Genomic DNA, 12,055 nt, shown 5'->3' with positions numbered 1-12,055 from the left:
CGCCGACGCCCGCGCCCCGACGGCCCGCGCCGTCACCCGCGCGTCCCGCGGCCCCGTCGCCCGGGCAGCCGAAACCGCCGTCGCCCGGTGGTCAGGCGCCCGCCCAGCAGCCGCCGTCGCCCGGTGCGACTCCCGGCCCGCGACCGGGTCCGATGCCGAAGCCGGCGGCGCGTACGCCGCGCGTCGGCAACAACCCCTTCTCGTCGGCGCAGCCCGTCGACCGGCCCATTCCGCGTCCGCAGGCGCCGCGCCCTGGTGCGCCCCGGCCCGGCGCGCCGCGGCCGGGCGGCGCCTCGCCCGGCAGCATGCCGCCGCGTCCCGGTGGTAGCAGCGGCGGCGGCGGATTCCGCGGCGCGCGTCCGGGTGGCGGTGCCCGTCCCGGTGGCGGCGGTCGGCCCGGTGGCCCCGGTGGCGGTGGCGGTGGCGGTAACTACCGCGGCGGCGGTGGCGGCGTCGGTGCCGCGCCCGGCGGCGGCGGTGGCTTCCACGGTCGTCCCGGCGGCGGCGGCGGTCCTGGCGGCGGCGGTGGCCGTCCCGGCCAGCGTGGCGGTGCGGCCGGTGCGTTCGGTCGCCCCGGTGGCGCGCCCCGGCGTGGTCGTAAGTCGAAGCGGGCGAAACGCGCCGAGTACGAGAACATGCAGGCCCCGGTCGTCGGTGGGGTGCGGTTGCCGCACGGTAACGGCGAGACCATCCGGCTGGCCCGTGGCGCGTCGCTGAGCGACTTCGCCGACAAGATCAACGCCAACCCGGCTTCGCTGGTGCAGGCGCTGTTCAATCTCGGCGAGATGGTGACCGCGACCCAGTCGGTCGGCGACGAGACGCTCGAGCTGCTCGGCAGCGAGATGAACTACGTCGTCCAGGTCGTCAGTCCCGAGGACGAAGACCGTGAGCTGCTGGAATCGTTCGACCTCACCTACGGCGAGGACGAGGGCGGCGAGGACGATCTGCAGACCCGTCCGCCGGTGGTGACCGTCATGGGTCACGTCGACCACGGTAAAACCCGACTGCTGGACACCATTCGAAACGCCAGCGTCCGCGAGGGCGAGGCCGGTGGCATCACCCAGCACATCGGCGCCTACCAGGTCGGGGTCGACTTCGAGGGCACCGAGCGGCTGATCACCTTCATCGACACCCCGGGTCACGAGGCGTTCACCGCCATGCGTGCCCGTGGTGCCAAGGCCACCGACATCGCGATCCTGGTGGTCGCCGCCGACGACGGCGTGATGCCGCAGACGGTCGAGGCGATCAACCACGCGCAGGCGGCCGACGTGCCAATCGTGGTGGCGGTCAACAAGATTGACAAGGAAGGCGCCGATCCGGCCAAGATCCGCGGCCAGCTCACCGAATACGGTTTGGTGGCAGAGGATTTCGGTGGCGACACGATGTTCGTCGACATCTCAGCCAAGCAGGGCACCAACATCGAGGCCCTCGAGGAGGCGGTGCTGCTGACCGCCGATGCCGCCCTGGACCTGCGGGCCAACCCCGACATGGAGGCCCAGGGTGTGGCGATCGAAGCGCACCTGGACCGCGGCCGCGGACCGGTGGCCACCGTGCTGATCCAGCGCGGCACGCTGCGCGTCGGTGACTCGATCGTCGCCGGCGACGCCTACGGCCGGGTTCGGCGGATGGTCGACGAGCACGGCGAGGACGTCCACGAGGCGCTGCCGTCGCGGCCGGTGCAGGTCATCGGTTTCACGTCGGTGCCCGGCGCCGGTGACAACCTGCTGGTCGTCGACGAGGACCGCATCGCCCGCCAGATCGCCGACCGGCGCAGCGCCCGCAAGCGCAACGCGCTGGCGGCACGTTCGCGCAAGCGGATCAGCCTGGAGGACCTGGACTCGGCGCTGAAGGAAACCAGCCAGCTGAACCTGATCCTCAAGGGCGACAACGCCGGTACCGTCGAGGCCCTCGAAGAGGCCCTGATGGGAATCGAGATCGACGACGAGGTGGAACTGCGCGTCATCGACCGCGGCGTCGGTGGCATCACCGAGACCAACGTCAACCTGGCGTCGGCCTCGGACGCGGTGATCATCGGCTTCAACGTGCGTGCCGAGGGCAAGGCGACCGAGTTGGCCAACCGTGAAGGCGTGGACATCCGCTACTACTCGGTGATCTACCAGGCCATCGACGAGATCGAGAAGGCCCTGCGCGGCATGCTCAAGCCGATCTACGAGGAGAACCAGCTGGGCCGTGCCGAGATCCGCGCGATCTTCCGGTCCTCCAAGGTCGGTGTCATCGCCGGCTGCCTGATCACCTCCGGCGTCGTGCGGCGCAACGCCAAGGCCCGGTTGTTGCGCGACAACATTGTGGTCGCCGACAACCTGACGATCTCCTCGCTGCGTCGCGAGAAGGACGACGTCACCGAGGTTCGCGACGGCTTCGAATGCGGTATGACGCTGACCTATTCCGATATCAAGGAAGGCGACATCATCGAGTCCTTCGAGCTCGTCGAGAAGGAACGCGCCTGATGGCAGACCCGGCACGGGCGCGCCGGCTGGCCAAGAGGATCAACACCATCGTCGCCTCGGCGATCGAATTCGAGATCAAGGATCCCAGGCTCGACGGGGTGACCATCGTTGACACCAAGGTGACCGCCGACCTGCACGACGCGACGGTGTTCTACACCGTGATGGGACCCACGCTGGACGACGAGCCCGACTACGAGGGCGCGGCTGCCGCGCTGGACCGGGCCAAGGGCACGTTGCGCACCATGGTCGGCGCGGGCACTGGTGTGCGGTTCACTCCCACGCTGACGTTCACCCGGGACACGACGACGGACACCGTGGCGCGGATGGACGAGCTGTTGGCGCGCGCCCGTGCGGCCGACGCCGACGTAGCGCGGGTTCGGGTGGGGGCCAAGCCGGCGGGGGAGGCCGATCCCTACCGCGACATCGCCACGGGAGCGGCGGACGCTGAGGACCGCGGTGACGACCATCGACCCCAAGACTGAGCTGGCCCGCCCCCCGATCGCGGGGGTGCGCCTGGACGCGGTCGGTGCCGCCGAGTTGCTTTCGGCGGCAACGACAATCGGGGTGATCTGCCATGTCCATCCCGACGCCGACACCATCGGCGCGGGCTTGGCGCTGGCCACTGTGCTCGACCGGACCGACAAAGACGTCGAGGTCAGCTTCGCCGCACCGGCCACACTGCCGGAGTCGTTGCGTTCGCTGCCCGGGTGCCAGCTGCTGGTGAGCCCCGACGCGATGCGCCGGGACGTCGATTTGGTTGTGACGGTGGATGTTCCGAGCCGCAAGAGGCTGGGCGCGCTCGGCGACGCGTTCGGCCCGGACCAACCGCTGCTGGTGATCGACCACCACGCCTCCAACGAGATGTTCGGTACCGCGAATTACGTTGACCCGTCCGCGGATTCGACGACGCTGTTGGTGGCCGAACTGCTCGACGCCTGGGGCAAGCCGATCGACCGAGACGTCGCGCACTGCATCTATGCCGGGCTGACCACCGACACCGGCTCGTTCCGCTGGGCCAGTGCCCGAGCGTTCCGGCTGGCCGCCCGGCTGGTCGAGCTCGGTGTGGACAACGCCAAGATCAGCCGCACGCTGATGGACACCCACCCGTTCGTGTGGCTGCCGCTGCTGTCGCGGGTGCTCGGGTCGGCACAACTGGTGCCGGACGCGGTGCAGGGGCGCGGACTGGTGTATGCGGTCGTCGGCAACGAGGACTGGACCACCTCACGTCCGGAGGAAGTCGAGAGCATCGTCGACATCGTGCGCACCACGCAGCAGGCCGAGGTCGCCGCGGTGTTCAAAGAGGTTGACCCGCAACAGTGGTCGGTGTCGATGCGGGCCAAGGCCGATGTCGACCTGGCAGCGGTGGCGTCGGTCTTCGGTGGCGGTGGCCACCGGCTGGCCGCCGGATATTCGACCACCGGGTCGATCGACGAAGTGGTGGCCTCGCTGCGCGCGGCGCTTGGCTAGGCCGGGCTAGAACGCCCAGCTTCCCACCGACTGCAGCACGAATCCGTGGTCTCCGTTGGTGGTGTCCAGACAGGCGATGACGTTGTCGGCACTCACCGCGCAGGTGACGTTGAGGTACGACAATTTCTGCCCGGCGGCCAACGGCTTACCGGCATAGGGCAAGGCGGCCGGGTTGCCGCCGCATCCGCCGTAGGTCATCCGGCTCAACTCGTAGCCGGGTCCCTTGAAGTTCACCGCGCCCTCCACGCAGTCCCCCGGCCTCGGATGGCCACCGCCGGGAAATGTGATGTCGTCTATTCCCGGCACTTCGCCATTGCACCGAATATCTTGCGACTGCGGCGGCGCGGGCGCCGGTCCGCCATAAAAGTCGCACGCCACCGAATTCGGCGTTGAGAAACTTATCCGCGGCGCGTTGCCCGGCAGCGCCGTCGTGACATAACCGTCCGCCGGCACCGGGGTGAATCCGTCCAGATTGGGAAAACGAGGTGGCGGCTGCGCGGTCGCGTGCTGCCCGGATGCGATCACGGATGCGATGAACAGCGTCAGGACGCAAAGAGCTCGCATTGTGAGGTCGACGACATTGCGCATCTTGGGATCGTATTGGCAATTGACGCCGCTGGCGATCATCGGTCATTTATCTCGCAGTGGGTAAAGCATTCACCCACAGGCCCATGTTGATCAGAAAGCACACCACGACAATGGTCAGCCCGAGTGCGGGCCACTTCCACATCCAGGTTCCGCGCAGACCGGCAACGAGTGTTCCGCAGGCCGCCACCAGCAGCGCGACACCGACCCCGGCCACCATGATCAGCGCCCCGGTCCAGGTGTTGTGGACGACGTGGGACAGCTCGGTGCTATCGCAGCGACCATTGCAATCGGCCATCGTCGACCCCAGCAGGCCCGGGACAACCACTATCGAACTGCTCGCCACCAGCTGTCCGGCAAATAGCAGGACGGTCGCGACGATGTCGGCGGTTGAGCGCCGGCGAGCCGCCGCGGTGCGGCGAGGATCCGGTTGTCGGGACATGGCCGGCTGCCGCTAGCGCACCTGCGCCCGCCCGCGTTGCAGCACCGCCTCGCGATTGGCGGCGATGTCGTCACCGGTGGTCCGAAATGCCCTGGCTGCCATGGCTTCCAGCCACAGGCCCTCGCTGGTCTGTGCCTCGTCGATGCGGTGGTAGGAGGCCAGCAATGCCCGTACGGCGTCCTGGTTGTTGCCGACGATCGAGGCGGCGACCTGACGCGCGGTGCCCAGCAGTTGGTCGTGCGGCACCACCTCGGTGGCCAGCCCGGCCCGCAGCGCGTCGGCGGCCGACAGGTAGTCGCCGGTCATGCTCATCCGCCGGGCCAGATTCACGCCGACTTTCTGGGGCAGTCGCACGGACAGTCCCCAGGTGGGCAGCAGTCCCACCCGGGCGTGCGTGTCGGCGAAGCGGGCCTGCTCTGAGGCGATCACGATGTCGCAGTACAGGACGAGCTCCAGCCCGCCGGTCACCGCTGCCCCGTTGATCGCGCCGATCACCGGCTTGGTCATCGACGGCCACCGCGGCGAGATGTCGGGCAGTGCCGTCGAATCGCCCAGTTCCTTGAGATCCAGCCCGGCGCAGAACACCGGATCGGTCCCGGTGAGGATGACGACGTCGACGTCGTCGTCGGTTTCGGCGTCGGTCAGCGCCGCGAAGAACCGATCCCGCAGCGCCGAGGACAGTGCATTGCGGGATTGTGGACGGTTCAGCGTCAGGGTGCGCACCCGCTCGTCGGTGGAGATCAGCAGGATGTCGTCGGTCATGGCTTCACCGTAGAGGGTCGCAACAGACACCGGCCGCGGTACCTCAGATGCCGGCGCGCTCCAGCTCGGCCAGTCGCGCCTCCAGTTCGGCCAGCCGGGCGCGCAGCGCGCGCTCGTCGTTGCGGCGTTCGGTGACCTCACGCATGATCGCCGAGATTCCCACCGTATGGCCGTCCCGCTGCAACAGGGCGACACTGAATTCGATGGAAAGCCGGTGTCCATCCTGGTGCGTCGCCGGCACGCTCAGCAGCTTGTCTCCATAGCGCGTCTGACCGGTGGCCATCGTTTTGTGATAGCCGTCCCAGTGACGTTTTTGCAGCTTCTCCGGGATGATGATGTCCAGGCTTTGCCCGATCGCATCCCGCGCCGAATAGCCGAACATTCGGTGCGCCCCGCTGTTCCACAGCCGGATGATCCCGTCGGCGTCGCACACCACGATCGCCTCGGGACTCGCGCTCAGCACCATCTGAGCAATCCAATCGGGGTCTGTATTCGTGCCGTCCACTTTTCGTCCTTCCCTGTGACGCTGTCGGCGGTGGGTGATCGCCTACTGGCGAGTAGTCTACTGAATAATGCATACTGCATACAGTTGGGACTACGGGATGCGATTGCCGCGAGGTTGGCAGGCAAGGAGGCCTTGATGCTGCTACGTCAACTCGAATACTTCGTTGCGGTTTCGCGCGAACGACACTTTGCGCGAGCGGCCGAGTCCTGCTTCGTCTCCCAGCCCGCACTCTCTGCGTCCATCGCCAAGCTGGAGCGCGAGCTCAACGTCACGTTGATCAACCGGGGCCGCAATTTCGAGGGTCTCACCGCGGAGGGGGAGCGGCTTGTCGTGTGGGCCAAGAGAATTCTCGCGGTGCATGACGGGCTGGTCGCGGAGGCGGCCGCGTTGCGGTCCGGCATTTCCGGGGTATTGCGGCTGGGAGTCGGACCGACCGTATCGATGACGACGGCGCTGCCGATCGCGGCTTTCTGTTCACTTCATCCGTTGGCCCGGGTGCGGGTTCGATCCCACTTTCCCGCAGCGGAATTGGTGCGCCAGCTTCGCTCTTTCGAGCTCGACGCCGCGATCGCCCATTTCGATCTGCGGGAGCATTCCGACCTGGAACTTGTTCCGCTCTATGAGGAGCAGTGTGTGCTCATGGTGTCGGGAAAGCAGCTCGCGCCGTCGGAGAGCGCCATTACCTGGGTGGAGGCGGCCACGCTGCCCCTCGCGCTGCTCGCCCCGGAGGCCGGGTTTCGTCATTGCATCGACAGCGTATTCGCCGATGTCGGCGCAACGGTGCAACCGCAGATCGAGACCGACTCGATGGCCTCGCTCTACGCTCACGTCGCCACCGGCGCATGGGCAAGTATCGTGCCGCACACCTGGTTTCGCGCCATGCCGGCGACCGGTGCAATGCGGGGATTGCGCCTGGTGGATCCAGAGCAGCGGGCACCGATTGCGATCGCGATTCATGGTTGCGCGCCGGGTTCGTCGGCGGCAAGGGCGTTCTTGAACGTCGCGGTCGGAACCCCCCTCGGCCCTGAGGACTTTACCTACTCGGGCCGCGATCCGGGCGGTGAATTCGACCCGGAGTCGCAGATCGCGGTGGCAAGCGCATCGGTCAGGGGATCCTTCGTGGCGTGATCGCGCCGAGTGTCGGATACTTCCGCGCCGCGGTACACCGTGATAACCCGCGCTTATCGCTTGAGTGCTACCAGGTCTTGGACGTGCCGCGAAGGATCGTGAAAAGTGAAGAGCATTAACGACATACGACAAAGGCAGTTGCTGCCGGAAAGGGTGCTCGTGACGACGCCGGCTACCACCGAAGACCCCGATGCCAACGACGTGGGGGCTCTGACCGATGGAATTCATTTGGTGGTCGACGCGCTTCGGCTCAACGATGTGGACACCATCTACGGGCTCGTCGGCATTCCCATTACCGACTTGGCGCGTACCGCACAGGCATCGGGCATCCGCTACATAGGTTTTCGGCATGAGAGTGCCGCCGGTCACGCCGCGGCGGCAGCCGGCTTCCTCACCCAGAAACCCGGAATCTGCTTGACGGTATCGGCGCCGGGATTCCTCAATGGACTTGTCGCGCTGGCCAACGCCACCACCAATTGCTTTCCAATGGTTCAGATTTCGGGGTCTAGTGAACGTCATCTCGTCGATCTGCAGCGCGGCGATTACGAGGAGATGGACCAGCTGGCGGCGGCCAGGCCCTTTGTGAAGGCGGCTTACCGAGTGTCTCGCGCCGAGGACATCGGGCGTGGGGTGGCGCGAGCGATTCGGACCGCGGCCTCCGGGCGTCCCGGCGGCGTTTATCTGGACATCCCGGCGGCGGTGCTGGGCGAGGTCGTCGACCGTAAATCCGCTGCCGAGACGCTATGGCGGGTAGTCGATCCGGCGCCGCGGCAACTGCCCGATCTCGAATCGGTGGACGCGGCCGTCGAACTGCTTGCCGGCGCGCAGCGGCCACTGATCGTCCTGGGTAAGGGCGCTGCTTACGCGCAGGCCGACGAGCAGATCACGGAGTTCGTGGAAACCACGGGCATTCCATACCTTCCGATGTCCATGGCCAAAGGTCTGCTTCCCGACGACCACGCCCAGTCGGCAGCGACGGCGCGATCACTGGCGCTGCGGCGCGCCGACGTCGTGCTGCTGGTCGGTGCTCGATTGAATTGGCTGCTCGGGCACGGGGAGGCGCCGCAGTGGAATCCCGATGCGAAGTTCATTCAGGTCGATATCGAGGCCAGCGAGATGGACAGCAACCAACCGATTGCCGCTCCTCTGGTCGGTGACATCGGTTCGGTAATGCAGGCTTTGGTGGAGCGATCCAAGCTCGGGCAAATCAGCACCTCGCCCCAGTGGCGTGCCGAACTGTCGGCCAAGGCGGCGCAGAACGTCGCCAAGATGGCCGACCGGCTCGCCGCCGCGCGCGTCGCCCATCCGATGAAATTCCTGGGTGCGCTGCAAGCCATACGCGATGTCCTGCACGATAATTCGCGAGTATGCCTGGTCAACGAAGGTGCTAACGCTCTGGACCTGACGCGCAACACCATCGGGATGTACCGACCGCGCCGCCGTCTGGACAGCGGCACCTGGGGTGTGATGGGCATTGGCCTGGGTTACGCGATCGCGGCTGCCGTGGAGACTGGCGAACCCGTGGTGGCAATCGAAGGCGACAGCGCATTCGGTTTCAGCGGAATGGAATTGGAGACGATCTGCCGCTACAAGCTGCCCATCGTCATCGTCATCCTCAACAACGGCGGCGTGTACCGCGGCGATGAGGCCTCAGGATCCGATGATCCCGCCCCGACGGCACTGACGGCCCATCACGAATTCATGATCAAGGCCTTTGGTGGCACCGGATACCGTGCCGAAACGCCCGAGGAGGTCGCCGCGGCGTTGCGAGAAGCTCTGGCCTCCGGCCGGCCGGCGTTGATCGATTGCCTGATCGATCCGTCCGACGGGACCGAGAGCGGCAACATCGCCCACCTCAACCCCAAAGGAATTACCAACGCGGGCTGAAAATGCGGGGGATACCTGCCTACCGGCAAGACGCCGATACAAGACAACCGGAAAGTACCGAAAAGAAAGGAAATATGTAATGGCCAATCTGCCCCTGTCTGGGATCAAGGTCATCGACTTCACGGGCGTTCAAGCGGGTCCGGCTTGCACGCAGATGCTGGCCTGGTTTGGAGCCGATGTCTTGAAGGTGGAGCGCACCAGTGGCGGTGATGTGACGCGTAATCAATTGCGCGACATCCCGGATCTCGACGCGCTGTACTTCACCATGCTTAACAGCAACAAGCGCTCCCTGGCCATCAACACCAAGTCGCCGCAGGGGCTCGAGGTGATGGAGAAGCTGATCCGCCAAGCCGACGTGCTGGTGGAGAACTTCGCACCTGGCGCGATGGACCGGATGGGCCTGTCCTGGGAGAAGTTGCAAACCTGGAATCCCCGCCTGATTTTCGGATCAGTCAAGGGATTCAATGACGACTCCTCGTGGAGCGATCTCAAGGTTTACGAGAACGTCGCGCAGTGCGCCGGCGGCAACGCGTCCACTACCGGATTCTGGGATGGCCCGCCGACGGTCAGCGGTGCCGCGCTGGGCGACTCCAACACCGGAATGCATCTGCTGATCGGCATCCTGACCGCTCTGATCGCGCGGGACAAGACCGGCGAGGGCCAGAAGGTGTCGGCCTCGATGCAAGATTCCGTGCTGAATCTGTGCCGGGTCAAACTGCGTGACCAGCAGCGCCTCGAGCGGGTGGGCTACTTGGAGGAATACCCCCAGTACCCCAACGGCACTTTCGGCGACGCCGTGCCGCGGGGTGGCAACGCCGGTGGGGGCGGGCAGCCGGGCTGGGTGCTCAAGTGCAAGGGATGGGAGACCGACCCGAACGCTTACATCTATTTCACGATCCAGGAGCAGAACTGGGTTCGGACGGCAGAAGCCATCGGTCGGCCGGAATGGGCGCAGGACCCCGGCTACAGCACCGCACTGGCCCGGCAGGACAAGATCTTCGAAATCTTCGCCGAAATCGAAAAGTGGCTGGCGGACAAGACCAAGTACGAGGCCGTCGACATCTTGCGCAAGTGGGAAGTCCCGTGTGCCCCGGTGTTCTCGATGAAGGAGCTGGCCGCTGACCCCGACCTCCGCAAGAGCGGCAGTGTCGTCGAGGTGGAGCAGAAGGGTCGCGGCACGTACCTGACGGTCGGCAGCCCGATCAAGTTCTCCTCGTTCAAGCCCGAGATCAAGGGCGCTCCGTTGCTCGGCGAGCACACCGACGAGGTGCTGGCCGAACTCGGTTACGACACCGACACCATCTCCCAGTGGCGGCGCAGCGCGATAGTCGTCTAGGGAAAAATACGCCGTGCGCTTGAGCGCTCCCCAAATCGCCGGGTCGCGGCGGGGATGGCCCCAGGGATCACATCCCTGGGGCCATCTCGTATTTGGTTCGATCAGTTCGGCAGACGGCACACCGGATAACCCGGACGCTGCAGCCGCCGGGGTGCGATCGCAGCGCACAGACAAACCAATCCGCCTGTGACGAAGGCGATTCCCAGCCGCCCGGAGGACAGCAACAGCGCAGGCATACCGACTCCGATCAAACCGCCGAACATTTTCGCGCTGTACACCAGCCCGAAGTTGGCGACAGCGTTGCATTCTCCGAAGTAGTCGGCAACCAGATTGATGAGCAACGAATAGAACGCTCCGCCCGCCAGTCCACTGAGCGCGGCGAACACGATGAGGCTCACCGCGGACGCTGCGGACGCCGAGAACGCCAGACCCAACAGTGCGAAGCCCTCGACTCCCAGTGCCAGACTTAAGGTTTGACGCCTGCCGAGTCGGTCCGAGCAGCGACTGGCAATAGCGCGCCCACTACCGTTGACCAGAGCCAGCACACCGACTGCTGCTGCACCGGCCGCCAGCGGCAAGCCGTGAGCGATGGCGATGCTCGGGATGTAGACGATGGTCAGCAGTGCCGCCGCCGAAGCCACTACCGCAATGAGGTAGGTCAGCACGAAAGCGAACGTCCGTGCGGTCTCGCTAGGCGAATACTGCCGAATTGCCGGAGCATTGCCTAATAGACTGCGGTTCATATGCTTGTCGAAGGCCCACCGTCTCGGGTCGATTCCGGCCGGCCACCAGTCGGCGGGTGCGTCGTGAAAGAAGGCTCCGCACATCGCCACAATGATCAGAACGCAAAGGCCGACGACGGTGAACACGGCGCCGGCGTTGCCGGGGTGCAGGCCGACGGCAAACAAGACGACAAATGGGACCGCGCCGCAACCGAACGCACCTGAAACCAGTGAGACTTTCGTGCCGCGCTGCTCCGGATACCAGCGCGCGACCGTGGACAGGCAAGTGGCATAGACGATCCCCGCGCCGCTGCCGCACACCACCGAATAGCCCAATACGGCGGCCCCGAAATGATCGGTCCACGCAAGTGTCAGCGGACCGATCGCTGCCAGAGGGCCGCCGATGAACATGGCGGTCGACGGCCCAATCCTCAAGCGCCGCCGCAGTGGTGGGGTAGCGGCGGCGGCCCCGGCCTGGAAGACCACCCATAACGCCAGCACCCAATAGCTGCTGGCAGCGACGGGCTGGCCCGGTTGCTGCACGGCTAAGACGGCTACCCCGTACCCGAATTGCAGCAGGCTGATGCCGGCCATCGCGAGCCATGGCAGCCAGATCATCCAGCTTCTCGAGCGCGACATGATGTCTTGCGGTCGTTCGCCGATACGGTATGAGCAGCCGTGTGCTCGAATCTGCAGGACCGCGATTCCGTCTCCTCCGGACATATCAAACTCCTTTGCATACAGTATGCAACG

General features: G+C 66.0%; 11 protein-coding genes. 6 read left to right on the top strand and 5 right to left on the bottom strand.

The features are described from left to right. From infB to ACAG21_RS26445, 3 genes are all read left to right on the top strand, one after another. The coding region (gene infB, locus ACAG21_RS26455) for a translation initiation factor IF-2 (RefSeq protein ID WP_370499219.1) at positions 1-2,468 on the top strand (2,468 nt) is incomplete at its 5' end. Beyond that, positions 2,468-2,950, top strand: a complete 483-nt coding sequence (gene rbfA / locus ACAG21_RS26450; protein ID WP_370499218.1) for a 30S ribosome-binding factor RbfA — start codon at positions 2,468-2,470, stop codon at positions 2,948-2,950. The genes infB and rbfA, both read left to right, overlap by 1 nt. Continuing rightward, on the top strand, positions 2,925-3,935 hold the full coding sequence (locus tag ACAG21_RS26445; RefSeq protein WP_370499217.1) for a bifunctional oligoribonuclease/PAP phosphatase NrnA: 1,011 nt from the start codon (positions 2,925-2,927) through the stop codon (positions 3,933-3,935). Before rbfA ends, ACAG21_RS26445 begins: the two co-directional genes overlap by 26 nt. 6 nt (positions 3,936-3,941) lie before the next feature. On the opposite strand, the gene ACAG21_RS26440 is transcribed toward ACAG21_RS26445, so the two are convergent. From ACAG21_RS26440 to ACAG21_RS26425, 4 genes are read right to left on the bottom strand one after another with little or no spacing between them, the layout of a single operon-like run. Continuing rightward, positions 3,942-4,523 (bottom strand): hypothetical protein, encoded by a 582-nt coding sequence (locus ACAG21_RS26440; RefSeq protein WP_370499216.1) that lies wholly within the window; start codon positions 4,521-4,523, stop codon positions 3,942-3,944. 46 nt (positions 4,524-4,569) lie between these two features. Next, positions 4,570-4,962, bottom strand: a complete 393-nt coding sequence (locus ACAG21_RS26435; protein ID WP_370499215.1) for a hypothetical protein — start codon at positions 4,960-4,962, stop codon at positions 4,570-4,572. A 12-nt stretch (positions 4,963-4,974) separates the two neighbouring features. Beyond that, complete coding sequence (locus ACAG21_RS26430) at positions 4,975-5,724, bottom strand: enoyl-CoA hydratase (protein ID WP_370499214.1); 750 nt, start codon at positions 5,722-5,724, stop codon at positions 4,975-4,977. A 43-nt stretch (positions 5,725-5,767) separates the two neighbouring features. Next, a complete protein-coding gene (locus ACAG21_RS26425) occupies positions 5,768-6,229 on the bottom strand; it encodes a PAS domain S-box protein (RefSeq protein WP_370499213.1) in 462 nt (153 codons plus the stop codon). 135 nt (positions 6,230-6,364) lie between these two features. Between ACAG21_RS26425 and ACAG21_RS26420 the strand changes: the two genes are divergently transcribed. The 3 genes from ACAG21_RS26420 to frc all read left to right on the top strand — a co-directional run bounded on the left by ACAG21_RS26420 (position 6,365) and on the right by frc (position 10,580). Continuing rightward, on the top strand, positions 6,365-7,357 hold the full coding sequence (locus tag ACAG21_RS26420) for a LysR family transcriptional regulator (RefSeq protein WP_370499212.1): 993 nt from the start codon (positions 6,365-6,367) through the stop codon (positions 7,355-7,357). Positions 7,358-7,516: 159 nt separating this feature from the next. Next, entirely contained in the window at positions 7,517-9,244 is a 1,728-nt protein-coding gene (gene oxc / locus ACAG21_RS26415) for an oxalyl-CoA decarboxylase (RefSeq protein WP_370499228.1), read from the top strand. A gap of 79 nt (positions 9,245-9,323) precedes the next feature. Beyond that, positions 9,324-10,580 (top strand): formyl-CoA transferase, encoded by a 1,257-nt coding sequence (gene frc / locus ACAG21_RS26410; protein ID WP_370499211.1) that lies wholly within the window; start codon positions 9,324-9,326, stop codon positions 10,578-10,580. 101 nt (positions 10,581-10,681) lie between these two features. Here the strand turns inward: frc and ACAG21_RS26405 are convergent, their stop codons facing one another. Next, a complete protein-coding gene (locus ACAG21_RS26405; protein ID WP_370499210.1) occupies positions 10,682-12,025 on the bottom strand; it encodes an OFA family MFS transporter in 1,344 nt (447 codons plus the stop codon). Between the last annotated feature and the right edge of the window lie 30 nt (positions 12,026-12,055).

The organism is Mycobacterium sp. pR1184 (genome assembly GCF_041287235.1).
Taxonomy (GTDB): domain Bacteria; phylum Actinomycetota; class Actinomycetes; order Mycobacteriales; family Mycobacteriaceae; genus Mycobacterium.
This window is presented reverse-complemented; position numbering and strand designations above follow the sequence as displayed.